Origin of the sequence: Kurthia populi (assembly GCF_042686175.1) — a bacterium.
GTDB classification, from domain to species: Bacteria; Bacillota; Bacilli; order Bacillales_A; family Planococcaceae; genus Kurthia; species Kurthia populi.
The window spans coordinates 59471-85049 of sequence record NZ_JBHUOR010000033.1; the positions used below are offsets into that span (position 1 = coordinate 59471).

At 39.3% G+C, this 25579-nt stretch carries 28 protein-coding genes; 27 read left to right on the forward strand and 1 reads right to left on the reverse strand.

Translation table 11 applies throughout. The features are described 5' to 3' along the window. The first annotated feature begins 100 nt into the window (after nucleotides 1–100). Entirely contained in the window at nucleotides 101–763 is a 663-nt protein-coding gene (locus ACFSY7_RS06200; RefSeq protein WP_020189595.1) for a GntR family transcriptional regulator, read from the forward strand. Nucleotides 764–978: 215 nt separating this feature from the next. Here the strand turns inward: ACFSY7_RS06200 and ACFSY7_RS06205 are convergent, their stop codons facing one another. Then, a complete protein-coding gene (locus tag ACFSY7_RS06205; protein WP_020189596.1) occupies nucleotides 979–1950 on the reverse strand; it encodes an asparaginase in 972 nt (323 codons plus the stop codon). 52 nt (nucleotides 1951–2002) lie between these two features. Between ACFSY7_RS06205 and prsW the strand changes: the two genes are divergently transcribed. From prsW to ACFSY7_RS06335, 26 genes are all read left to right on the forward strand, one after another. Then, nucleotides 2003–2689, forward strand: coding sequence for a glutamic-type intramembrane protease PrsW (gene prsW / locus ACFSY7_RS06210; protein WP_020189597.1), 687 nt, complete (start codon nucleotides 2003–2005; stop codon nucleotides 2687–2689). A 93-nt stretch (nucleotides 2690–2782) separates the two neighbouring features. Continuing rightward, entirely contained in the window at nucleotides 2783–3439 is a 657-nt protein-coding gene (locus ACFSY7_RS06215) for a flagellar brake protein (protein ID WP_126990668.1), read from the forward strand. A 108-nt stretch (nucleotides 3440–3547) separates the two neighbouring features. Beyond that, entirely contained in the window at nucleotides 3548–4219 is a 672-nt protein-coding gene (cmk, locus tag ACFSY7_RS06220; protein ID WP_020189599.1) for a (d)CMP kinase, read from the forward strand. A 1-nt stretch (nucleotide 4220) separates the two neighbouring features. After that, nucleotides 4221–4811, forward strand: a complete 591-nt coding sequence (locus ACFSY7_RS06225; RefSeq protein ID WP_020189600.1) for a lysophospholipid acyltransferase family protein — start codon at nucleotides 4221–4223, stop codon at nucleotides 4809–4811. Between the two features lie 87 nt (nucleotides 4812–4898). After that, nucleotides 4899–6080: a 30S ribosomal protein S1 gene (gene rpsA / locus ACFSY7_RS06230; RefSeq protein WP_020189601.1), complete on the forward strand. Its 1182-nt coding sequence runs from the start codon at nucleotides 4899–4901 to the stop codon at nucleotides 6078–6080. A gap of 179 nt (nucleotides 6081–6259) precedes the next feature. Beyond that, complete coding sequence (der, locus tag ACFSY7_RS06235) at nucleotides 6260–7570, forward strand: ribosome biogenesis GTPase Der (RefSeq protein ID WP_020189602.1); 1311 nt, start codon at nucleotides 6260–6262, stop codon at nucleotides 7568–7570. Between the two features lie 13 nt (nucleotides 7571–7583). Then, nucleotides 7584–8603, forward strand: a complete 1020-nt coding sequence (locus ACFSY7_RS06240; protein ID WP_126990666.1) for an NAD(P)H-dependent glycerol-3-phosphate dehydrogenase — start codon at nucleotides 7584–7586, stop codon at nucleotides 8601–8603. A 644-nt stretch (nucleotides 8604–9247) separates the two neighbouring features. Then, nucleotides 9248–9523, forward strand: a complete 276-nt coding sequence (locus ACFSY7_RS06245; RefSeq protein WP_020189604.1) for an HU family DNA-binding protein — start codon at nucleotides 9248–9250, stop codon at nucleotides 9521–9523. A 223-nt stretch (nucleotides 9524–9746) separates the two neighbouring features. Continuing rightward, a complete protein-coding gene (gene folE / locus ACFSY7_RS06250) occupies nucleotides 9747–10340 on the forward strand; it encodes a GTP cyclohydrolase I FolE (protein ID WP_020189605.1) in 594 nt (197 codons plus the stop codon). A 64-nt stretch (nucleotides 10341–10404) separates the two neighbouring features. Beyond that, a complete protein-coding gene (mtrB, locus tag ACFSY7_RS06255) occupies nucleotides 10405–10626 on the forward strand; it encodes a trp RNA-binding attenuation protein MtrB (RefSeq protein WP_126990665.1) in 222 nt (73 codons plus the stop codon). 33 nt (nucleotides 10627–10659) lie between these two features. Beyond that, nucleotides 10660–11406 (forward strand): heptaprenyl diphosphate synthase component 1, encoded by a 747-nt coding sequence (locus ACFSY7_RS06260; protein WP_126990664.1) that lies wholly within the window; start codon nucleotides 10660–10662, stop codon nucleotides 11404–11406. A 20-nt stretch (nucleotides 11407–11426) separates the two neighbouring features. Continuing rightward, the gene (locus tag ACFSY7_RS06265; protein WP_020189608.1) at nucleotides 11427–12131 is read left to right on the forward strand and encodes a demethylmenaquinone methyltransferase; all 705 of its coding nucleotides are present in this window, start codon (nucleotides 11427–11429) and stop codon (nucleotides 12129–12131) included. An 18-nt stretch (nucleotides 12132–12149) separates the two neighbouring features. Beyond that, complete coding sequence (gene hepT / locus ACFSY7_RS06270) at nucleotides 12150–13124, forward strand: heptaprenyl diphosphate synthase component II (RefSeq protein ID WP_380147232.1); 975 nt, start codon at nucleotides 12150–12152, stop codon at nucleotides 13122–13124. A gap of 98 nt (nucleotides 13125–13222) precedes the next feature. Next, entirely contained in the window at nucleotides 13223–13642 is a 420-nt protein-coding gene (gene ndk, locus ACFSY7_RS06275; RefSeq protein ID WP_380147233.1) for a nucleoside-diphosphate kinase, read from the forward strand. A gap of 131 nt (nucleotides 13643–13773) precedes the next feature. Next, nucleotides 13774–14544 carry a CheR family methyltransferase gene (locus ACFSY7_RS06280; RefSeq protein WP_380147249.1) on the forward strand — a complete coding sequence of 257 codons (771 nt, stop codon included), beginning with the start codon at nucleotides 13774–13776 and terminating at the stop codon, nucleotides 14542–14544. Nucleotides 14545–14772: 228 nt separating this feature from the next. Further along, nucleotides 14773–15954 carry a chorismate synthase gene (gene aroC, locus ACFSY7_RS06285; RefSeq protein ID WP_020189612.1) on the forward strand — a complete coding sequence of 394 codons (1182 nt, stop codon included), beginning with the start codon at nucleotides 14773–14775 and terminating at the stop codon, nucleotides 15952–15954. 3 nt (nucleotides 15955–15957) lie between these two features. Beyond that, a complete protein-coding gene (gene aroB, locus ACFSY7_RS06290) occupies nucleotides 15958–17046 on the forward strand; it encodes a 3-dehydroquinate synthase (RefSeq protein WP_380147234.1) in 1089 nt (362 codons plus the stop codon). Then, entirely contained in the window at nucleotides 17043–17405 is a 363-nt protein-coding gene (gene aroH / locus ACFSY7_RS06295) for a chorismate mutase (RefSeq protein WP_020189614.1), read from the forward strand. Before aroB ends, aroH begins: the two co-directional genes overlap by 4 nt. Before the next feature lie 24 nt (nucleotides 17406–17429). Further along, nucleotides 17430–18533 carry a histidinol-phosphate transaminase gene (gene hisC, locus ACFSY7_RS06300; protein ID WP_380147235.1) on the forward strand — a complete coding sequence of 368 codons (1104 nt, stop codon included), beginning with the start codon at nucleotides 17430–17432 and terminating at the stop codon, nucleotides 18531–18533. Further along, nucleotides 18530–19627 (forward strand): prephenate dehydrogenase, encoded by a 1098-nt coding sequence (locus ACFSY7_RS06305; RefSeq protein ID WP_126990660.1) that lies wholly within the window; start codon nucleotides 18530–18532, stop codon nucleotides 19625–19627. Before hisC ends, ACFSY7_RS06305 begins: the two co-directional genes overlap by 4 nt. 16 nt (nucleotides 19628–19643) lie before the next feature. Further along, nucleotides 19644–20930: a 3-phosphoshikimate 1-carboxyvinyltransferase gene (gene aroA / locus ACFSY7_RS06310; RefSeq protein ID WP_380147237.1), complete on the forward strand. Its 1287-nt coding sequence runs from the start codon at nucleotides 19644–19646 to the stop codon at nucleotides 20928–20930. Nucleotides 20931–21100: 170 nt separating this feature from the next. Beyond that, nucleotides 21101–22360, forward strand: coding sequence for a tetratricopeptide repeat protein (locus ACFSY7_RS06315; RefSeq protein ID WP_020189617.1), 1260 nt, complete (start codon nucleotides 21101–21103; stop codon nucleotides 22358–22360). 21 nt (nucleotides 22361–22381) lie between these two features. Next, nucleotides 22382–22936, forward strand: a complete 555-nt coding sequence (locus ACFSY7_RS06320) for a ReoY family proteolytic degradation factor (RefSeq protein WP_380147238.1) — start codon at nucleotides 22382–22384, stop codon at nucleotides 22934–22936. Nucleotides 22937–23209: 273 nt separating this feature from the next. Next, on the forward strand, nucleotides 23210–23803 hold the full coding sequence (locus ACFSY7_RS06325; protein ID WP_126990658.1) for a DUF1405 domain-containing protein: 594 nt from the start codon (nucleotides 23210–23212) through the stop codon (nucleotides 23801–23803). 58 nt (nucleotides 23804–23861) lie between these two features. Then, complete coding sequence (locus tag ACFSY7_RS06330) at nucleotides 23862–24542, forward strand: zinc metallopeptidase (RefSeq protein ID WP_044527275.1); 681 nt, start codon at nucleotides 23862–23864, stop codon at nucleotides 24540–24542. 251 nt (nucleotides 24543–24793) lie between these two features. Further along, entirely contained in the window at nucleotides 24794–25519 is a 726-nt protein-coding gene (locus ACFSY7_RS06335; protein WP_380147239.1) for a C40 family peptidase, read from the forward strand. Nucleotides 25520–25579 lie beyond the last annotated feature (60 nt).

Below are 25579 nucleotides of genomic sequence, written 5' to 3' on the forward strand. Positions count from 1 at the left end.
ATATTACGAGGACGTAAAAATTGTCTTAGCGAAATTTGTCACGTATTTAAATGTAGTTTATAATGTATGCAATATATAAGAATTCGGGAGAGGTGACACGATGCCAATACCAAAGGACTTCATGAAACCCGCACGTTTATCAGCAAAGGAACGTGCCTTTTTACAACTACAAGAATGGATTATTGATGGGACGTTGCAACCATTAGAAAAATTAAATGATGCAGAGCTTGCGACTGCGCTAGGCGTCAGTCGTACGCCCGTACGCGAAGCATTACAATTATTAAATGCACAGGGCTTTGTTGAAATGCATCCCGGTGTAGCAACACAAGTAACCGCTGTTAATAATGCCGATGTCGAAAAGATTTTACCCGTATTAGCGGCATTGCAAGCATTAGCTGCTGAGGAAGTATCTCAAAAAGGCGTAACAGCTTCATTTATCCAACAGCTACGCGCTAAAAATGCGGAATTTGCGTTAGCAATTGAAAGTCAAAACTTCTATTTAGCGTTAAAACTAGATGATGAATTGCACACATTAATTATTCAAGAAGCAGAAAATGAATATATTGCAAATCCTGTGTCGAATTTTCAAGCACATGTGCGCCGCTTATTCTTCCATAACTCGATTATTTTAACCGCACAATCTGTTGTCGAGCATGAGAAGTTAATTGCATCCCTTGAAGCGCAGGATGCCGAAACAGCGCATGCCATTACAAAGCAAAACTGGGTACGTGCAACAGAGGAATATGCATCTCGCACAAAATAATTATTAATAGAAACGACTGGAATACTACGAAATGTCCAGCTGAAAAATAAGCATAAGAAAAGAAGAGACTTTGACAAAATACGTCATTTTTCTTTTTTAGCGTTCGCAATAAAAAACCGGAACCGTGCCACAGCGCGATTCCGGTTTTTTTATGTTCATATCAGAGGTTGTTTTTACACGTCTATCCTAGCCTCTTCTTTTGATTAGTCATGCTTTTATTGGAAGAAGCGTGACATTTCAAGTGGTTGCTGGTATTGGTTTAAGCCAATTAAAAGGCGAAGGCGTGCCTTTGGACCATTAAGACCTGTCGTGAACAGCACCCCCATGTCTTCGAGCTGCTTACCGCCACCATCATAGCCGTAGACACCTTGTGCGATACCGTTAAAGCAGCGCGACACAAGGACGACAGGCAGACGTTTTTGAATCATGCGCTGAATACTCGGAACAAGCGCAGGTGGCACATTGCCTTGACCAAGGCCTTCAAGTACAAGACCATCATACCCTGCATCGATGACCGCATCGACTAAATCGCCGTCCATTCCAGCATATACTTTTAACATCGCAACGCGTTTTGTTAAACTTTGTACGTCAACGAATTCACGTGTAATCGGGGCATGGTGAAAGTGAATGGTCATTTTCGTTACTAAGCCAATCGGTCCGTACTGCGGAGATTGGAATGTAGATACAGAAGAGGTCGATGTTTTCGTAACATTGACCGCTTGATGAATCTCATCATTCATGACGACTAATACACCTTTACCACGTGCATCCTCATCACTTGCAACACGAATTGCAGCGACAAGATTGTACAAACCATCTGCGCCCAGCTCATTTGATGAGCGCATTGCACCCGTCATGACAATCGGGGCCTCAAATTTTGTCGTTAAATCTAAAAAGTAAGCCGTTTCTTCTAATGTATCGGTACCATGCGTAATTACGACGCCATCAAATGCTGCATGTGCGAGCTGGTCATTGATGATATTACGCAACTTTAACATATGCTCAGGAGTCATATGTGGCGATGGTAAATTAAAAGCTTCGATTTCGGTAATCGCCGCTAAACGTTCCAATTTTTCATGTTCCTTTGTTAGCGGATTGATTGTATCAGGAACAACTGCCCCCGTATCCTCGCTAACATGCATTGAAATAGTACCACCTGTATGAATAAGTAAAATTTTCTTTTTCATGCTATACCTCCATATAATATATAATAGAAAAAAACGGAGAAGGGAGACTGCGATGCTTATCCTCTTATCCGTCGCCATTGCACCGGGGCTTGCGCTACTTAGCTTTTTTTACTTGCGTAACCAAATGGCGACCGAACCGCGTAATTTGCTGCATGCATTTATTTACGGTGCTGCGTTAACATTCCCTATTTTATTTTTACAATATGTTTTAAAAGAAGAACATATTTTTACAAATCCTATTATACAAGAAGTTTTGTTCACAGGGATTATTGAAGAGTTTTTTAAATGGTTTTTATTAATGTTAATTATTTATAACCATGTCGAATTTGATGACCCTTATGATGGGATTTTATATGGTGTGTCCTTATCCCTTGGCTTTGCGACCGTTGAAAATATACTGTACTTACTATCCTACGGTGTTGATACTGCGTTGATGCGCGCATTATTACCCGTTTCTAGTCATGCATTATTTGGCGTTGTGATGGGCTTTTATTTAGGCAAAGCAAAGTTTTCAAAGCTAAAGAGCGAGAAAACATGGCTCGTCTGGTCGGTTAGTACACCGATTTTATTACATGTTCTTTATAATGCGGTGCTGTTATTACCTGGCAACTGGGATTATATTGTCATTCCCTTTATGATTTTCTTATGGTGGTTTGCACTGCGAAAAGTAAAACGTGCACACGAGCATTTAGTATCGATATTGATGGAAAAGTCCTATAATGATGAAAAAATAGGTTAAAAATCCTATTTCTGGTATGGTTTATAGGCGTTAAATCATGTATACTAGAGCCAACATCACATAAAAAAGTAGTTGCATAGGGGAGGGGCACCGATGGATTTTAAAATCGGGACAAATTTAACGCTAGAAACAATCAATCAAGACACGCCAGAACGCTATAGTTGTCGCGTAGTCGATGTGCTAGATGGAGAAATTTTTATTGATTATCCAATTCACAATGTAACAAAACGGACGGTCTATTTAAATGTCGGTGATACATTTCGTGTAACATTTATTGACGATAAGAAAGTGGCACATGCTTTTTTCACGACGATTTTAGGACGTAAAAAAGCAAATATCCCGATGATACGATTAGCCGCACCATCAGATGAAGACATCGAAAAAATTCAGCGTCGGGAATATGTACGCGTTGAAACGGCGATAGATGTCGCAATGCGCTATGACAATCAATTTTATCAATTTGTGACAGCGGACGTCAGCGCTGGTGGCATTGCAATTTATTTAAATCGCCTCTTACCGTTGAAGCCTGATGATGAAGTGGAATTAACACTGGTGTTGCCATTTGCAAAAGAAGAGGATGGTACGCAGTATGTCCACGTTACAGGGCGAATTATTCGGATTATCGAAAAGGATGAACAAAAAATTGTCCCCATTCAATTCGTTGATACCGATGAAGTGGATCGGAAAATAATTACGCGTTTTTGCTTTGAGCGGCAACTCATTAATTACCGCAAAGAAATGTCTTATTAATCGAAAGAGTGAGCCACCGTGCTCGCTCTTTTTTTATGTGCTCGCAATGTTCGATTCCGGGTATTATATGATACAATACTACTTTAGAAAGAAAGCGAGGAATTTAGCGTGAAAAATATTCAAATTGCCATTGATGGACCAGCTGGTGCTGGGAAAAGTACAGTAGCAAAAATTGCTGCTGAAAAGCTTCAATACACATACATTGATACAGGTGCGATGTACCGCGCCTTAACATTAAAAGCCTTACGTACAAGTACTGATTTAGACTCAGAACAAGCGATTGCAGACTTATTAAAGGACTCAACAATCGAGCTTGTACCAGCTGAGAATGGTCAACGCGTACTATTAGATGGTGAAGATGTTTCAGAAGAAATTCGTTTCCCAAATATCTCTGCCAACGTTTCAAAAGTAGCGGCACATGCGGCAATGCGTGCTATTATGGTCGATTTACAACATGATATGGCTGCGCGCGGTGGTGTCGTAATGGATGGCCGTGACATCGGTACAGCTGTATTACCACAAGCTGAACTAAAAGTATTCATGTCTGCAACGGTAGAAGAACGTGCACGTCGCCGTTTTGAAGACAATAATAAACGCGGTATTGAATCATCTATTGAACAACTACAGCAAGAAATTGCACTGCGCGACAAGATGGACAGCGAACGCGAAGCATCACCCCTTGTACAAGCGGAAGATGCCATTTTCTTAGATACAACGACATTATCAATCGATGAAGCAGCAGATGCCATTTTAAAATTAGCGAGTGAAAGGATGGCTTAATATGGAATTCTATCAATTTGCACGTGGCGTTGTAAAAACGGTACTGTTTCCATTTTATCGTGTAAAAGTAATTGGCCGTGACAACTTTCCTAAAGAAGGCGGCGTCTTAATCTGTTCGAATCACATCTCGAACTTTGACCCACCTGTTGTAGGAATTGCTGCACCACGTTCTCTTTACTTTATGGCGAAAGAAGAATTGTTTAAAGTACCTGTACTTAAGGGTATATTACCAAAGATTAATGCTTTTCCTGTTAAACGAGGCTTTAGTGATCGACAAGCACTACGTACAGCGCTAAACCTTTTAAAAGATGGCAATGTTGTCGGCTTATTCCCGGAAGGTCATCGTAGTAAAGATGGCAAGCTAGGGGAAGGGTTTAGCGGCGCGGGTTTCTTTGCGCTACGTGGTGGCGATGCTGTTGTGTTACCGTGTGCCGTCATTGGACCATATAAACGCTTCCATCCGATTACAGTTGTTTTCGGTAAGCCAATCGATATGACACCTTATCGTGAACGTCGTGCAAAAGCCGAGGAAGTAACAGCGGTTATTATGTCTGGAATTCAACAAATTCTAGACGAATACGAGCAAAAATAAAAAATAGTACGTTTGTAATAGCTAATTTTTGTTTTTAAGCGTTCTATCAACTAAAATAAAGGTAATCGATGTGAAGGAGGATTACATATGTCTGAAGAAATGAATCTGAATGAAGTAAAAGAATTACACGAAGGTGATATCGTCAAGGCGCGTGTAGAATCTGTTGAAGATAATCGCGTCATTGTATCGATTGAAAATGCAAAATACGACGGTATCATTCCAATTAGTGAGTTATCAAGTTTACATGTCGAAAAAGCATCAGATGCTGTAAAAGCGGGTGATGAGTTCGAAGTGATGGTGAAAAAGGTAGAAGAGCCATCAGCTGATTCAGAAGGCACAGGAAATTATGTTCTTTCGAAACGCCAAGTCGATGCCATCGCAGCGTGGAAAACATTAAAAGAGCAATTCGATGCTGGCGAAGTACTTGAAGCGGAAGTAAAAGACGTTGTTAAAGGCGGCTTAGTTGTTGACCTTGGTGTACGTGGTTTCGTACCAGCTTCATTAGTAGAAGATTATTTTGTTGAAACGTTTGACGATTATAAAGGGAAAACGCTGAAATTCAAAATCGTTGAAATGGATCAAGATAAAAACCGTTTAATTTTATCGCATCGTGCAGTATTAGAAGACGAAAAAGCAGAGAAAAAAGTTGAGGTCATCAATACAATTAAAGAAGGCGACGTGTTAGATGGTACGGTTCAACGTATCGCGGCATTTGGGGCTTTCGTTGATATTGGCGGCGTTGATGGTCTTGTGCATATTTCACAAGTAGCACATGAGCATGTCTCAAATGTCTATGATGTGTTAAAAGAAGGCCAAAAAGTACAAGTAAAAGTACTTTCTGTTGATCCGGTCAACGAACGTATTTCATTATCCATTAAAGATACGTTAGCAGGTCCATGGGAAGGCATTGAAGAGAAAGCGCCAAAAGGAGCAGTACTAGATGGCATTGTACGCCGTCTTGTAACGTTTGGTGCCTTTGTCGAAGTGTTCCCAGGTGTAGAAGGTTTAGTACACATTTCACAAATTGCACACAAACATATTAATACGCCACATGAAGTGCTGCAAGAAGGTCAAGAAGTTCAAGTGAAAGTACTTGAAGTAAGTGAAGATGAAAAACGACTGGCACTGAGCATTCGCGAATTACTAGAAAAAGAAGACAATGATGAGCCAACAGAGGAAGAGTATGACCTTCCTGAACAAGAAAGTGGCTTCTCATTTGGCGATCTTTTAGGCGAACAGCTAAAGGACTTTAAAACAGACGATAAATAATAAAAAGGCAGACGACTTCACATGAATTCGTCTGTTTTTCTTTTCTTTAAGACATAACTTTGATAAAATGAAATACAAATGGAAAGTATACGGATTAGGTGATGGGACGTTTCCGTACCATCATCTTTTTTGTTGCCTTATAAATGAAAGATATGAAAGCTGGAAGGATGAAGTAAACTATGACGAAACCAGTCATCGCAATCGTCGGCCGTCCGAACGTAGGGAAATCAACTATTTTCAACCGTATCGTTGGCGAACGCGTATCCATCGTTGAGGACGTAGCGGGTGTAACTCGTGACCGTATTTATAGCTCAGCAGAATGGTTAACACATGATTTTAATATTATTGATACAGGTGGTATTCAACTAGGAGATGAACCATTCCTAGAAGAAATTCGCCAACAAGCAGAAGTTGCCATGGACGAAGCCGATGTTATCATTTTCATGACGAATGGTCGTGAAGGTGTCACAATGGAAGATGAGCAAGTTGCGAAAATCTTATACAAAACGAAAAAACCGGTCGTATTAGCAGTCAATAAAGTCGATAACCCAGATATGCGTGATTTAATTTGGGATTTCTACTCATTAGGTTTTGGCGATCCATATCCAATCTCAGGGTCTCACGGTCTTGGGTTAGGGGATTTACTAGACGAATGTGCGAAGAACTTCCCAGAACAAGATGATACAGATTATGATGATAGCGTTATTAAATTCTCATTAATCGGTCGTCCAAACGTTGGTAAATCATCATTAGTAAATGCAATTTTAGGGGACCAACGTGTTATCGTATCAGATGTTGCGGGTACAACTCGTGACGCAATCGATTCACCATACGAATACAATGGCCAAGAATACGTTATTATCGATACAGCCGGTATGCGTAAAAAAGGGAAAGTGTATGAAACAACTGAGAAATATTCAGTGCTTCGTGCAATGCGAGCAATTGAACGTTCAGACGTTGTTTTAGTCGTATTAAATGGTGAAGAAGGCATTCAAGAACAAGATAAGAAAATTGCAGGTTATGCGCATGAAGCCGGCAAAGCCATTATCATTGTTATGAACAAATGGGATGCCGTTGTTAAAGACGAAAAAACAATGAACAAAAAAATCGAGGAAATTCGTGAACAATTTGTTTACCTAGATTATGCACCGATTGTTTTCACATCAGCGAAAACAGGGAAACGTGTACATGATGTATTACCAGTTATTAACCGCGTACATGATAACCACACAATGCGTGTACAATCTAGTATCCTAAATGAAGTGATTATGGATGCGATTGCACGTAACCCTGCACCAACAGATAAAGGGCGTCGTCTACGCATTTACTACGGTACACAAGTAGCGATTCAACCACCAACATTCGTTGTATTCGTCAACGATGTAGAACTAATGCACTTTACGTATGAGCGTTTCTTAGAAAACCGTATTCGTGATACATTTGATTTTGAAGGAACACCAATCCGTATTATTACACGTGCACGAGACTAAAGGAGCGATAACGATGGAGAAGGTAACGGTATTAGGTGCCGGTTCTTGGGGAACTGCACTTGCAACAGTGTTAGCAGATAATGGACATGATACATTGATTTGGTCACATCGAGAGGATCAGGCAACAGAAATTCATGAACATCATACCAATGCAAAATACTTGAAAGACGTTACATTACCAGCGAATCTACACGCAACAGCGAATATGGCACAAGCAATCGAGCATGCTTCAATTGTTGTAATGGCCGTTCCAACAAAAGGTATTCGTGAAACATGTCAAAAAATGATGCAAACATTAGATAAGCCTGTATTATTTGTTCATGTGTCAAAAGGAATTGAGCCAGGCTCTCTTTTACGTATTTCAGAAATTATGCGAGAAGAGTTACCGGCATCTGTTATTGAAGACCTTGTTGTATTATCTGGACCGAGTCATGCAGAAGAAGTTGTTAAACAGCATCCAACAACTGTCGCAGCTTCTTGTGAAAGCTTAGTAGCTGCTGAGCGTGTGCAAGATTTATTTATGAATCAATATTTCCGTGTGTATACAAATCCAGATGTCATTGGCGTAGAAGTCGGTGGCGCTCTTAAAAATGTCATTGCCTTAGCGGCAGGTGCTGTTGATGGTATTGGCTACGGGGATAATGCGAAGGCTGCACTGATTACGCGTGGCCTTGCTGAAATCTCACGTTTGGGCGTCAAAATGGGCGCGAAGCCTTTAACATTTATGGGTTTAACAGGTATGGGTGACTTAATCGTTACATGTACATCGGTACACTCACGTAATTACCGCGCTGGCTTTATGCTTGGCGAAGGGAAAAAGCTTGAGCAAGTTTTAGATGAAATGGGTATGGTCGTAGAAGGCGTACGCACAGCGAAAGCAGCACATCAATTAGCTGAAAAATACGATGTCGCACTACCGATTTCAGCTGCATTATATAGTGTGTTATTTGAAGATAAGACACCACTTGATGCGGTCGATGATCTAATGCTGCGCATGAAGAAACGTGAAATGGATGAAATTTATAATAATTAATGCGATAAAAAAAGCTAGCAAAAAAATATTTTTGCTAGCTTTTTTGTATGCGAAAATAAAATAACTAATGCAAATGACCTAAAAAAATAGCGCTATTATCTGAAGCGAAAAAGAGAAGAAACGTTGATATATCAGTAGTTCAACGATTTTCGACGTCTCTAAAACTACCATTTTATTTTTTTGCTATAAAATTGTTAAAATATGAAAAACGGATAATACAAACTTTTATCCACTAAAAAAACATTTAAAAGCGGATAATTTATACTATTTTATACAATTTGTTCGTAATATATGAACGTATGTTCGATTTCGTATATAAATAAATAAAGGTTATTTTTTCCAATAATGGATTTTTTCATTCGTAAAAGTATTTTGGTATAAAAAATATTTTTCCAAATCAACCTTTTTTAGTTGCAAAAAAGATGTTTTATCGAACATAATAAAAATATGAATAAAACAGTCGAAAACGCGTAGAAACAGCGCTATCGCAAGTTTATTGATAGGTTAAAAGGTCTATTTTAGATGAATGAGGATTAAAGTTGATGAAAGTCGGTAAAAGGAGTATAAATATGGTTGCATAGCAATATTAGAGTGTGATAATCTTTTTACATGATTTTGACAACCGTTGAGAGGAGGTGACTAGTATGAACAAAACAGAACTAGTAAATGCTGTTGCAGAAGCTGCAGAACTTTCTAAAAAAGATGCGAGCAAAGCAGTTGAAGCTGTATTTGAAACAATCCAAGATGCACTTGCAAAAGGTGATAAAGTACAACTAATCGGTTTTGGTAACTTCGAAGTACGTGAACGTGCGGCTCGTAAAGGTCGTAACCCACAATCAGGCGAAGAAATCGAAATCGCTGCAAGCAAAGTACCTGCTTTCAAACCAGGTAAAGCGCTTAAAGATGCTGTCAAAGGCTAATTTTGCGTATTACATAAAAAAGAACAGCAAAAGCTGTTCTTTTTTTGTTTTATAGAAATGTGGCGTTTCGTGAATTAGCGAAACGCTTTTTTAATTACATAAATGAATTTTCCTGAAGTTGCAATTTTCTGTTGTTTTCATGTAATGAAACTTTGCTTGTGGCCTATCATTATGCTAACATCTAGTTTGAGAAATGTATTGCTTTTAATGGAGGAACGAAACATTGACAAACACGACAGAACATACAGATAACAAAGTTGATTTAGATAAAATTAAGCAAGCTGTAACGATGATTTTAGAAGCTGTTGGTGAAGATCCGACTCGTGAGGGCTTAGAAGATACACCGAAGCGTGTTGCAAAAATGTACGCAGAGATGTTTGCAGGGCTTCATACAGATGCACGTGAGTACTTTGAAACGGTATTTCATGAAGGGCATGATGAAGTTGTCTTAGTGAAAGATATTCCATTCTTCTCAATGTGCGAACATCATCTTGTGCCATTTTACGGCAAAGCGCATGTAGCTTATATTCCACAAAATGGTGTTGTAGCAGGTTTAAGTAAATTAGCGCGTACGGTCGATACAGTTGCACGCCGCCCTCAATTACAAGAACGTATTACAGCAGAAGTAGCAACGGTGCTAGAGGAAAAATTAAATCCAAAAGGTGTTTATGTTTTAATCGAAGCAGAGCATATGTGTATGACGATGCGCGGTATTAAAAAACCAGGTGCAAAAACGATTACAACGGTTGCGAAAGGAATTTTTGAAACAGATGAAGTGAAACGTTCTGAAATTCTTTCATTCATTCAAATGTCTTAAAACAGGTCTCTTTTTATGGTATGATAAAAAGAGCAAATTTTTATTTTAGAAGGAGACGGAAGGCATGGCACAAAACGATTATGTTGTTATTCGCGCTGAGGAAGATGGCGTTCATGTTATCGGTCTAACACGCGGTGATGATACAAAATTTCATCATGCTGAAAAGCTAGATAATGGTGAAGTAATGATTGCACAATTTACAGATAATACGTCTGCGATGAAAATTCGTGGTAAAGCGGAAATTCAAACAGCACATGGCGTAGCACATAGCGGTCCCAAAAAATAGGTTTCAACGAAATGAACTGAATGGAGAAATTTTATGATTGCAACAACTATCGAGCAACGAGTAGCACAATTTAAACAAAACATTTTCATGAAATTGCATCATAGAACGCTCCTTGAATATACAGGTCAACCCGTTGTTTCAGATGATGAATTATTTTATTTATTATTACCAGCACTCAATGGCGAGCGTTGGTCAGATAAGCAAGACCTTGCGGCAATAGGGGTCGCTATTAATTTAGCGGCACTTAATACGCATGAATTAATTGAAGAATTTGACGCAACATCAAAGGCACAACAACTGGCTGTATTAGCAGGGGATTTGTATAGTGGTGCTTATTATGCGACGCTTGCTGAAGTAGGGGATGTGCTTTTGATTCGCACAATTACCGAAGCTGTTGCTACAATAAGTGAGGAGAAAACGAAGCTCTATGAAAACGCACAGCAAACGATGGATGTGTGGTTACAGATGCTGACGACAATTGAAAGCGATTCAATTCGTCATTTCTTCAAACACTATCATCTTGAACAATACATTCCATTTGCTGAAAATGGCTTATTACTTAATAGACTTGCAGAGGAATTAGCTGCGTTGTCAAAAGGCGAAACTACGCTCTTTTATAAAGCGTTAGCGACACACCATGATGACGTAGAAGCGTTATTACGACAAGCACAAGAGATGCTCGCTACAACGTATGAAAATGTTGTTTCCACTTCTCCACTAGTGCATGATGATGTGAAAGAATGGATTGTAAGTCGCATTCATGAGCTAAAAACGAATTAATTTGAGAGAAGGTTGACACAATGGCACAAACGAAAGAACAACGTGTACATGAAGTTTTTGAAAATATTTCAGGCAGTTACGATACGATGAACTCGGTCATCAGTTTCCAATTGCATAAATTATGGCGTAAAGATACGATGGAGCGTATGGCAGTAAAACCTGGCTCTAAATCGCTTGATGTATGCTGTGGTACGGCAGACTGGACGATAGCAATGTCTGAAGCTGTTGGACCAACAGGAGAAGCATATGGTCTAGACTTTAGCCAAAACATGTTAAACGTTGGCATTGAAAAAACAAAGGATATCGACAACATTACCTTACTTCAAGGGAATGCAATGGAGTTACCTTTTGAAGATAATACATTTGATTATGTAACAGTTGGTTTTGGCCTTCGTAATGTTCCAGATTATTTACAAGCATTACGCGAAATGAATCGTGTTGTAAAACCGGGTGGTAAAGTAGTTTGCCTTGAAACATCCCAATCAGAAATTCCAGGCTACCGTCAACTATTCCGCTTTTATTTCCATTATGTTATGCCTGTATTTGGGAAATTATTTGCGAAAAGCTTCAAAGAATATTCTTGGTTACAAGAATCTGCGAACGTATTCCCAGGTGTCAAACAACTGAAAAAAATGTTCGAAAAAGCAGGTATGGAGAACGTCACATACAAACCATATAGCGGTGGCGCAGCAGCGGTGCACATTGGCTATAAAAAACAGCAATAGGCGAGAGAAGGTATTCAAGTGGAAAAGATGAAGCTAAAAATGCTTTATGCTGACTTAAAGTCAGATATCGATGTCATCGAAAAAGAATTAGAAAAAGCGGTGGGCTCGTCTTCACACTTTCTGAATGAAGCTTCTCTACATCTATTACAAGCTGGGGGGAAACGTCTTCGCCCAGTTTTTGTTTTGCTAGCAGCTAAGTTCGGACAATACGATATCCAAAAGGTTAAGCATGTAGCGGTGCCGCTAGAGCTTATCCATATGGGGTCGTTAGTGCATGATGATGTCATTGATAATTCAGAAATGCGAAGAGGTCGTCCAACAGTTAAAGCACAGTTTAACAATCGCATTGCGATGTATAACGGCGACTTTATTTTTGCGAGAGCATTAGAACATATGACGTATATTGATGAAGCAGAAGCGCATCAAGTACTGTCAAAAACGATGGTAGAGATTTGTATCGGCGAAATTTTACAAGTCGAAGATAAACGTACACTCGACCAAAACTTACGTGATTATTTCCGTCGTATTAAGCGGAAAACGGCCATCTTAATTGCCTCAAGCTGTCGCTTAGGTGCGATTGCTGGGGGGACGGATGCACGTACTGCCTGGCATTTAGAGCGTTTTGGCTATTATGTTGGCATGAGCTTTCAAATCATCGATGATATTTTAGACTTCACATCGACAGATAAAAAGCTCGGTAAACCAGCAGGCAGTGATTTGATGCAAGGGAATGTTACGTTGCCGGCACTCTATGCACGTAGTGATGCAGCAATTCGTCCGTTAATGGAAAAGGCACTTGATGGTTCAATGACTGAATCACAGCGCCAAGATATGCTGAGACTGATGCGTAAGTCTGATGCGATAAAGCGCGCACAGCACGTAAGCGATTTATATTTAGCAAAAGCATTGCGTGAAATTGACGCATTACCTGACAATAAAGTGAAGAAATCATTACGAGATATCGCTTTATACATGGGGAAACGTAAATTTTAAGCGATTCTGCATATAATTTGTTGAATCTTGCTTTATTCAATGATACTATTTATTTTGGGTTCAAAACCTGTATATAACTTGAAGGAGTGTAATTAAACATGGCTATCCAAACAACATTTTTAATGGTTAAACCAGACGGCGTTAAACGTCAATTAATCGGTGATATCGTAGATCGTTTCGAACGTAAAGGTTTCGTACTTAAAGGTGCTAAACTTATGCAAATCTCTCAAGAGCTTGCTGAAAAACACTACGCAGAGCACGCTGAAAAACCATTCTTCGGTGAATTAACTGATTTCATCACTTCTGGTCCAGTATTTGCTATGGTATGGGAAGGCGAAAACGTTATTTCTGTAGCACGTCTTATGATGGGCGCTACTAACCCATCTGAATCAGCTCCTGGAACAATCCGCGGTGACTACTCAACTACAGTATCACACAACGTAATCCACGGTTCTGACTCTTTAGCATCAGCTGAACGTGAAATCGGCTTATTCTTCAACGAAAACGAATTACACTAATTCGACTTTTGAATAAGTAGAAGCATAACGCTTCGCTTGAAAGCACACTATCTTTTCGGATAGTGTGCTTTTTTTATAGGTCATCATACAGTATAATAGACATAGGACTTTAGGAGAGGAAACGAATGCATATGACAGATTATGAACAGTTTGTGGCAAGCATTAAACGAAAAACAGGCATCGATTTAGCTTTATATAAAGAAGCGCAAATGAAACGACGTTTAACATCGCTTTATGAAAAGAAAGGCTTTAAAAGTTTTGTTGATTTTTATCAAGGCATTGAAGCCGACCGTGCGTTACTTGATGAATTTTTAGACCGTATGACGATTAATGTTTCAGAATTTTATCGTAACGGCAAGCGTTGGGAAGTATTGCAGCAAAAAATCTTCCCGAGACTGTTAAAAGATAATAAGCGCTTGAAAGTTTGGAGTGCGGCATGCTCGACTGGAGAAGAGCCTTATTCATTAGCAATGGTATTATCTAATCATGTACCGTTATCACAAATTGCGATTCAGGCGACGGATTTAGATAATAATGCGATTGCGAAAGCGAAAGCGGGTATTTACCCAGAACGCTCATTAGCAGAAGTACCAGCCAATATGAAATCTAAATATTTCACACAGGATGGCTCGTTTTATAAAGTATCGAATGATATTAAGCAAACGACGACGTTTAAAAATCATAATTTATTAAAAGATAAGTATGATAGTAATTTTGATTTAATCGTTTGTCGTAACGTCATGATTTATTTTACTGAGGAAGCAAAGGATCAAATCTATACAAACTTCAGTAAAGCATTACGTCCAGGTGGTGTGCTATTTGTTGGCAGTACGGAGCAAATCTTTAATCCAGCACGTTATGATTTTGAAATTGAGGATACATTCTTCTACCGAAAAAAATAATAAAACAACATTTAAACGAGAATTTGTGCAATATACAATTTCTCGTTTTTTTAATTTCACGAATATGTAAGCTCTTACAAACTATGCTACAAAAAAATAACACGTTAAAATTATTAAAAAGTTCAGTCAATTTATGTGTATAATAGGAATTAGTACTGTAATTTACGAAAAAATATGTTATAGTGAAAAACATATAATTTAATGCGTTGAAGGGAGAAAGTGTTTAATATGAGATATTTAACAGCAGGCGAGTCACATGGACCGCAATTAACAACAATTATTGAGGGGCTTCCTTCATTATTACCATTAAAAGCAGAAGATATTAATAAAGGGTTAAAACGTCGTCAAGGTGGTCACGGTCGTGGTCGTCGTATGCAAATTGAAACCGATACAGTGGAAATTACATCAGGTGTACGTCACGGTAAAACATTAGGTTCACCGGTCGCACTTGTTGTAACAAATGATGACTGGTCGCACTGGACAAAAATTATGGGTGCAGAGCCGTTAGCTGAAGATATCGATCCTTCAGAAATTAAACGTCAAATCTCACGTCCACGCCCCGGACATGCAGATTTAGTTGGTGGGATGAAGTATGGTCACCGCGATTTACGAAATGTCTTAGAACGCTCATCAGCACGTGAAACAACGGTACGTGTCGCTGTTGGTGCAGTAGCAAAACAATTATTAGCAGAGTTAGGCATTAATATTGTTGGCTACGTAACAGAAATCGGTGGTGTAGAAGCAGATAAGGCTGCAACTGCTGGCAAATCTGTAGAAGAAATTCGTGCCATTATTGAAGAGGATGCTTGTTACTGTGCAGATGCAGAGGCTTCAGCTAAAATGGTGGAATTAATTGATGCTACGAAAAAAGCGGGCGATTCAATCGGCGGCATTGTCGAAGTTGTCGTAGAAGGGATGCCAGCAGGCGTTGGTTCATATGTCCATTATGACCGTAAATTAGACGGGAAATTAGCACAAGCAATGCTATCAATTAATGCTTTTAAAGGTGTTGAATTCGGGATTGGCTTTGATGCGGCACATGTGCCAGGCTCTCAAGTGCATGACGAAATTATTTGGGATGAAGAGCAAGGCTATACACGTCGTACAAATCGCTTAGGTGGTCTTGAAGGCGGAATGTCTACAGGTATGCCAATCGTTGTACGTGGGGTTATGAAGCCAATTCCAACATTATATAAACCATTAAAATCAGTGGACATCGAAACAAAAGAGGAATTTAAAGCGAGTGTTGAGCGCAGTGATGCCTGTGCAGTGCCTGCAGCATCTGTTGTGGCAGAGCATGTCATTGCATTTGAAATCGCGAAAGCATTACTAGATCAATTCCATGCGGATCAATTTCCACAACTGAAAAAACAAATTGATGATATTAAACAATACGCGAAGGAGTTTTAAGTCATGAAAATACCTGTTGAAACGCCTTCTCACCAATATGAAGTAGTGATTGGCAACCGTAATTTAACGGAGGCTGTCGCGACGATTGATGACAAAATCAACAAGGCGGATAAGCTAATTGTGCTAACGGACGAACATGTTTGGGCGGCACATAAGCAAACCTTTACAGACGTATTCCCTTATGATTTTACAGTGCATGTGATGCCAGCTGGGGAAGCATGTAAAACATTCGAAAATTACTATGCTGTACAAACATTTTTACTTGAGCAAAAAGCGACACGTAAAACGATGATTTTCGCTTTTGGTGGCGGTGCAGTAGGAGATTTAACAGGGTATGTAGCAGCGACGTTTATGCGCGGTGTGCCATTCGTGCAAATTCCGACGACAATTTTAGCACATGACTCAGCAGTAGGCGGTAAAACAGCAATTAATCATCCACTTGGTAAAAATATGATTGGCGCTTTCTATCAGCCAGAAGCCGTGTTATATGATATTCGTTTCTTAGAGACATTACCAAAACGTGAAGTGCGCTCTGGAATGGCAGAAACGGTAAAACATGCATTGATTTCGAATAAACAATGGCTTGAACAATTATTGCAACATACTGTTTATGATTTTAAACAGCAAGAACTTGAACAGCAGCTTGAAAATGGCATTCGCGTCAAAGCGGACATCGTCAAGCGGGATGAGGAAGAGCATTCAGTGCGTAAGTTTTTAAACTTTGGTCATACATACGGTCACGCAATTGAAGCGGCGTCTGGCTTTGGAAAAGTAGCACATGGTGAAGCGGTCATGATTGGTATCGTGTACGCACTGTTACTCGGAGAAAATCATAGTAAGCTGACACATGAGTTCACGAAAGAGGTATTTGCGTTTGCGCTACGTAGTGCGTATCCATTTGAAGCCGTGCACGAGTTTTCATTCGATGAGCTACTGACGTATATGATGAAAGATAAAAAAGTCGAGTATGGCGAGCTACAATTTGTATTACTAAACGAAGTAGGGGAGCCATTTGTACAGAAAATTTCAGCCGAAGAAGCGCGTCAAACAGATGCGCGCTTACGTGCACTTTTACAGGAGGTGGAGAAATGATTCGAGGAATTCGAGGAGCCATTACCGTAGCTCAAAATGATGCAGCTCTTGTATTAGCAGAAACAACGAAGCTATTACATGCGATTATTGCAGCGAATGATGTTGATGCAGCAGATGTAGCATCTGTTATTGCGACGACGACACCGGATATTACAGCCGCATTCCCAGCAAAAGCAGTACGTACATATGACGGCTGGGATTATGTACCTGTTATGTGTATGCATGAGATGAATGTAGAAGGCGCTTTGCCGCTTTGCATCCGCTTGATGGTACATGTCGAAACAACTGTAGCACAAAAAGATATACAGCATATTTACTTAAATGAAGCCGTAAAATTACGACCGGATTTAGTGAAATAAACAATTTATAAAGAGGCGATTTTGATGAAATGGAAAGAAACAGTAAAAGGATTAAAAGCATATGAACCAGGTAAGCCGATTGACGCGGTAAAACGTGAATTTGGTTTAGATGAAATTACAAAATTAGCATCAAATGAAAATCCACTAGGATGCTCACCAAAAGTAAATGCATTCTTAAAAAATACCGATTTTAATTTTGCGCTATATCCAGACGGTTACGCACAAGATATGCGTACAGCTGTGGCTAACCATGCCGGTGTTGCAGAAAAAGACTTATTGTTCGGCAATGGCTCAGATGAGTTAATTAGCATTATTTGCCGCGCGCTTTTATCACCAGAAACGAATACAGTGATGGCAACACCAACATTCTCACAATATAAATTAAATGCGGTTATCGAAGGCGCTGAAGTACGTGAAGTACCATTAAATGCGAATCGTGAACATGATTTAGATGCAATGCTTGCGGCAATTGATGATCAAACATCGGTTGTATGGGTATGTAGCCCGAATAATCCAACAGGTGGTATTACACCAACTGCTGCGATTCAAAACTTTTTAGCAAAAGTACCAGAAGATGTTTTAGTCGTATTAGATGAAGCGTATGTCGAATATGTGATGGACCCAGATTATGCAGATACATTACCACTTTATAAACAGTATAGCAATGTGCTGTTAATGCGTACATTCTCAAAAGCATACGGTCTTGCGGCTTTCCGCGTTGGTTATGCGATTGGTCAAGAAGCATTAGTGCGTAAATTAGATCCTGTTCGTGGACCATTTAACAACACTGTGTTATCACAAGCGATTATTCCAATTGCTCTAAGTGATACAGGTTATATTGAAAAATGTCGCGCAATTAATGCAGCAGGTAAGCAACAATATATTGCTTTTTGTGAAAAACACGGCTTAGATTATTACCCATCTGAAACAAACTTTATTTTATTCGAAATTAAAGCAGATAGTAATGAAGTATTCCAAGAGTTAATGTCTCGCGGTTATATCGTTCGTAGCGGTGCGGCACTTGGCGTACCAAATTATTTACGTATTACGATTGGCACTGAACAACAAAATGCTGGATTACTTGCACAACTGGAAGATATCTTAACGAAAAAAGGCGTACTTGCTTGAGACAAACCGTTCTGATCGTAGGGCTCGGACTCATTGGCGGCTCCATCGCGCTCGCTCTACAAAAATCACCGCAAAACTGGGTGATCGGTTATGATGCAAATCCAGATACGCTTCAAAGTGCAAAAGTGTTAGGTGTTGTTAATGAAACGACGCTAGATCCACAGCAAGCAATTCGTTATGCAGATGTGTGTATTTTTGCAACGCCTGTCAATGCTACGCTTGAATGGATGGAAAAATTAAAATCATGGGAACTTCCGCCGAATTTAATTGTTTCTGATACGGGAAGTACAAAGAGTTTAATTATGGATAAGGCGAGTGAGTTACAAGCGAAAGGCATTTCATTTATTGGTGGACATCCAATGGCAGGATCACATAAAAGTGGAGTGCTTGCGGCAAAACCAATTTTATTTGAAAATGCATATTATATGCTGACACCATTAGCAGGTGAAAACCCTGCACATGTCGACCAGCTTCATGAGCTATTAAAGTTAACAAATGCGAAATTGATGGTTGTTGATGCCGATGAGCATGACCATATGACGTCGATTGTGTCACACTTTCCACATGTTGTTGCCGCATCACTTGTGCATCAATTATCCGAAGAAAACGACGGAAACAAGTTAACGAAACAATTAGCTGCGGGTGGTTTTCGTGATATGACAAGAATCGCTGCCTCAGAGCCACAAATGTGGAGCGATATTGTACAGCAAAATAAGAAACATATATTAGAACAACTTCATCGTTGGCAGGCGGAGATGACTCGGGTTGAAGCGATTATCGAGCGTGACAATGAAGAAGAAATTACCGCGTTTTTTGCAGGGGCAAAGAACTTCCGTGATGACTTACCATTAACGCAAGGAGCGATGTTCTCGACGTATGATTTATATATTGACGTACCTGATCATCCTGGTAGTATTGCGGAAGTAACGGCATTACTTGCACAAGAACGCATTAGTATTACCAATATTCGAATCGTTGAAACGCGTGAAGATGTATTCGGTATTTTAGTCGTAAGCTTTACGAGTGAAGAGGACCGTAATCGTGCGGCTGAATGCATTAAAACACGTAGCCCATACGAATATTATATTGCGTAACCGAGGAGGAATTTTAATGACGTCTAAAACGTTACAATTTAAAAAACCTTCATTGAAGGGGACGATTACTGTACCGGGAGATAAATCTATTTCGCATCGTTCGGTAATGTTTGGTGCGATTGCAAAAGGTACAACAACGGTGGAAGGCTTTTTACTAGGTGATGATTGTTTGAGCACAATCGATTGCTTCCGTAAACTCGGTGTCGATATCACGCTTGATGATACAAATGTTACGATTACAAGCGATGGCATGGATGCGTGGCAGGAGCCAACCGACATTTTATATACCGGCAATTCAGGCACAACGACGCGACTAATGCTTGGTCTATTAGCAGGCTCATCCGTCCATGCCGTGTTAAACGGTGACGCCTCAATTGGTAAACGTCCAATGAAGCGTGTCATCAATCCACTACGCGACATGAACGCCCATATTACAGGGCGTGCAGATGGTCAGTACACGCCGCTTGCCGTACAAGGGAAAATACTTACACCAATCGATTACACGATGCCTGTAGCAAGTGCACAAGTGAAGTCGGCAATTTTATTAGCAGCGCTAAATGCAGACGGGACAACGATTGTTCGTGAGCAGGAACCTTCTCGTGACCATACGGAGCGCATGCTACGCCAGTTTGGTGCGGACATTACATCTAAAGATGGCGTCATTACTTTTAGAGGTGGGCAAAAACTTACTGCAACACATGTATCTGTCCCTGGTGATATTTCATCAGCAGCCTTTTTCTTAGTAGCGGGCGCGCTAGCGAATGAGAGTGAGATTACACTGCATAATGTCGGCTTAAATCCAACACGTACAGGTATTATTGAGGCACTTGAAGCAATGGGTGCCAATATGACAATTACAATCGATGACGAAGCGGCTGCAGAGCCAACCGGTAAGATTGTTGTGAAAACGTCTAACTTAAAGGCTACAACGATTGGCGGCGCTGTTATTCCGCGATTAATCGATGAAATTCCGATTATTGCGCTTCTTGCGACACAAGCACAAGGGAAAACGATTATTAAAGATGCGGAAGAATTGAAAGTAAAAGAAACCAATCGTATTGATGCGGTTGTTGATGAACTGACAAAACTTGGTGCAAACATTACTGCAACAGAGGATGGCATGATTATTGAAGGACCAACACCGCTACATGGTGCAACACTTCATACATATGGTGACCACCGTATTGGAATGATGGGTGCTATTGCAGCATTAATTACAGATGGTGATGTTACGTTAGATGATGCGGATTGTATTGCTGTATCGTATCCAACATTCTTTGATGATTTATCAACGTTACAATAATGAGAAGCAGGAGTTGTGCGTGAGCATGATTTCTGCTTTTTATGTCTTTAAATTCACTGATTCGATATAGTTATGAGCGAAGTTGTGCTTTTTAGGCATTTTTCTTGAGAAAAAAGATGCGCTCCTGTACGATAAAGGAATGACAAATTTCGTAGAATCAGGTGAGTATTATGAACACGCAACAACCAATTATTGAGGCCATTCAAAATGGTGATTTACATGCATTACATCATGCTATCGAGGATTTACTCGTATCAGCCGATGCCAACGAACAATATGAAATGGCTGATTACTTAATGAACTTCGGTTATTTAAAACAAGCCGATGAAATTTATGCACATCTTGTTTATTTATTCCCAGAGGAAGCACAGTTGAAAATTGACCGCGCAACCGTTTTAATGGAACTTGAAGCAGAGGATGAAGCACTTGAAATGTTAATGGACGTCAAAGAAGATGCACCTGAGTACCCACAGGCGCTATTAGCTTTAGCGGATTATTATCAAATGCAAGGGCTATATGAGGTAGCAGAGCGTCATATTGATCACGCGATGGAGTTACTTCCCGCAGAGCCGTTATTATTATTCGCAAAAGCCGAATTAATGATGGAAATGGGCCGTTTATCTGAAGCAGCACGACTTTACGAAGAAGTGTATGCAACCGATAAAGAAATTGCAGGGGTTCGTATTATCGAACGCTTAGCGGACGTTCATCGCCAAGGCGGCTCGTATGAAGAAGCGCTTCATTATTATCAGCATGCGCTAAAAGATACGACATCAGCCGATTTATTATTTGGTGCGGCGTATGCGTCATTTCAAGCGGAGCAATATGAGCAAGCCATCCGCTATTTAGAAGACTTGAAAGTATTTGACCCTGACTACTTCGCAGGATACTTATTGTTAGCGCAAAGCTATGCTATGCAAGAAAACAATAAAAAGGCGTTAGAAGTAATCAAAGAGGGTATTACTAGAGATGAGTACGATAAGGAACTGTATTTATTTGCTGGTAAAATGGCCATTAAAAATAGCTTACCAGAAGAAGCAGAGGCATTTTTACGTCAAGCGATTGCATTAGACCCAGAGTATATGGAAGCGGTGTTAACGCTTGTGTCAATGCTATCAAATGATGAACGCGATGAAGAACTTATTGAAATTGTTGAAGGATTACACACAATCGATTTTGAATGGTCAACATTATCTACATTTGCTGCAGCTGCATACGATCGCTTAGAGGATTATGAGAAAGCGAGTAAACATTATGCAAATGCGTATCAAGATCATGATGACGATGCTTTATTCTTAGAGAAGTATGTATACTTCCTATTGGAAGATGGCCAGCATGATAAAGCGAAAGAAGTGGCGAAAAAATTAAATGCCTTACAGCCAGAAGAACAAGAATGGCTAGATTTACTTACTCGTTTTGATGAACAATAATCATTTGGGGAAGTGATATTAATGGAAACATCTATTTCAAACAAAGATAAAAAAACATTTGTCCGTTGGTTTTTAAAACGTTTTGATTTAAAACGTCGCGAATGCGTATGGATTTTAAATTATATTATTGGCGATGATGATTTATTAAGCCAAGTGCATTTTGTAGAAGATGCGCATTACTGTCCGCGTGCACTCGTTATTTCAACGACTGAATCAAGTGGTATCCCATTCCGCTTTTATAAAGGCAATATTATGACAGCGGATCCAGAGAAATCGTTCCATGATTTACGTATGAATAATGAAAAAGCAATTTATATTCAATTGAACTTTCCGAAACAACCGCCAGCTGAACAATACTTAGCGGTACTAGAAGAGAATCCGTTTATTTCTTCGTATATGCAAATTTCGTCGGAAGATAAGCAAGTAGCGCAGAAAATGTTATCGAAAAGCGTCTATGAATTCCAACATAGTAATTTATTACAGCAAATCGATGCAGCACTCGATGCAGGCAATAAAGACAAGTTTTTAGAACTAACCGCTTTATTAAACGATTTAGAAGCAGAGACAGCGCAATAAAAAGACTAGGACAGATTCAAACTCAATTTATCAATTGAAAGTAAAAGGAAAAGGCTTTGACATACGTATAAAAACAACCGTTCATATGAGCATAAGAAAAACCGGAATCGCGCTGTAGCGCGGTTCCGGTTTTTTCATTGCGAACGCTAAAAAAGGAAAATGGCGTGTTTTGTCCCAGCCTCTTCTTTTCTTATGCTCCTTTTTTGAGCTTGAGTTGTCTTTTTCTACGCAAGTAGGCGCTTTTCACCTATAATCAAATAAAGGGGGAGAACGATGCAATTGATACGAAATATATTATTCGCAAAATGGTTTTTAGTTTTACTATTGCTCATTAATATTGGTGGAACAGTTTATGGCTATATCTGGTACGGTTGGCAGCTAGAACAAACTGCGCCAATCTTTTGGCTTTTCGTACCAGATAGTCCAACAGCGACATTATTTTTCTGCTTTGCCATTGTCGGTTGGCTCATGGATCGCCATTTTCGCATATTTGAAGCATTAGCACTCGTTACGAATGTAAAGTATGGAATTTGGGCTGTTGTTATGAATATCTTTACAATCATTCAATTAGATGGCAATGTGGGCTGGCAGGCGTATATGCTCATTGCAAGTCATGGGCTAATGGCAGTACAGGCACTGCTGTACATACCGAAATATGATTTTAAACCGGTGCATATTATCATTACAGCGATTATCGTCTTGCATAATGAAATCATTGATTATGTTTTTGGTCAAATGCCGATTTATAGTGTATTAAATGAGTATATGAACGGAATTGCCTATTTCACATTCTGGCTATCAATTGGTAGTATTTTACTTGCGCTTTTTGTGTATAAACGAAGCCTTTTAGTTGCGAGGAAGTACTAGCGCCTTATACAATAGAACTATGAATGATATAGGAGGAATGTAAACAGTGTCTATCGGTATGATGATTGTTTATTTCGCTGTTTTAATGTTATTACCACTTTATGCACAGCGAAAAGTGAAGTCGACATATAAAAAATATTCACAAGTTCAATCGACTTCTAATATGACGGGGGCAGAAGTGGCGCGTCGTATTTTAGATATGAATGGTTTAGAGAATGTTCGCGTGGAGCCAGTAGCGGGCGTGTTATCGGATCATTATGATCCAACTGACCGCGTTGTTCGCTTATCAGAGAGTAATTTTTATGAGGCCTCTGTTGCAGGTACTGCAGTAGCAGCCCATGAAGTTGGTCATGCGATTCAACATAAAGAATCGTATAATTTCTTAACAGTACGTTCTAAATTAGTTCCTGCTGCTACTATTTCATCAAATGCTTCATGGATTTTCATTATGATTGGGATGATTGCTTCTTGGCAACCACTAATGTTAATCGGTATTATCCTATTAGCAATCGGTGTGGTATTCCAGTTGGTGACATTACCAGTAGAATTCGATGCTTCTAAGCGCGCAATGAACCAAATTGTTGAATTAGGCATTATTCGCAATGAAGAAGAAGCTTCCGCTCGTAAAGTATTAAATGCCGCAGCGATGACATATGTTGCAGCAGCAGCAACGGCTGTTATGGAATTAGCACGTTTATTACTAATGTATACAGGTATGGGAAATAACAGAGAAGACTAATCAAAAAAACATCAATTTCTATTATGGGAATTGATGTTTTTTTATGTTTATTTAATTCGAAAATCAGTTTTATATCAAAATTCGTCATATAATGTATTATGTTTGTTACATTTTTGTAATGTTTTTGACCTCTTATCGTATTGTTTATTGTGTAAAGTAATGATTGTGAAAAGCAACACAAACTAACATTTAAAAATACTAACTTAATTATATAAAAAAAATAACGAATATGAATGGAGAACATAAACACTATGAAATTAACAAAAACGATGACATCACTAGCGCTAGCATTTACAGTAGGACTATCAGGAGTAGTAACTACATCTACAACATTTTCACCAGTAGATTCAATTGAAGCAAAAGCAGCAACAACAATTGCATACAAAGCAAAATTATTTGTAAACTCTTCAGATGGTACATTAAACATGCGTAAATCTGCAAGTGCTACATCTGCAAAAGTTCAAACATTAAAACAAGGCAAACAAGTAAATGTAACAAAGAAAAAAGTTGTTGGTGGTGCAACGTGGCTATATGGTACAGCTTCAGGTAAAAAAGGTTGGATGAATGCTAAATATTTATCTTCTAAAAAAGTTACACAAGTATCAAATTCTTCAAACTTTAGCTCAGCAATTTCTTATGGCGCACGCTTCTTAGGCATACCATATGTATGGGGCGGCACAACACCATCAGGATTTGATTGCTCAGGTTTCACTAGTTATGTATATCGCAATGCGTTAGGTAAATCAATTCCACGTACATCAGGTGCACAATACACAGCATCTAAGAAAATTTCTAAATCACAATTACAAGTTGGTGACTTAGTATTCTTTAACACATCAGGTGGCGGTGTATCACACGTATCAATCTACGCTGGTAACAATAAATTATTACATGCTGCTGGTAAACAAGTTAAATACTCAAACCTTTATGATGGTTACTGGAACAAACGTATCGTAGGTTACGGTACATTCCGCTAGTTCATACAATGGGGTGTCTCTTATGAGGCATCCTTTTTTATTTTATTATGATAATGAAGT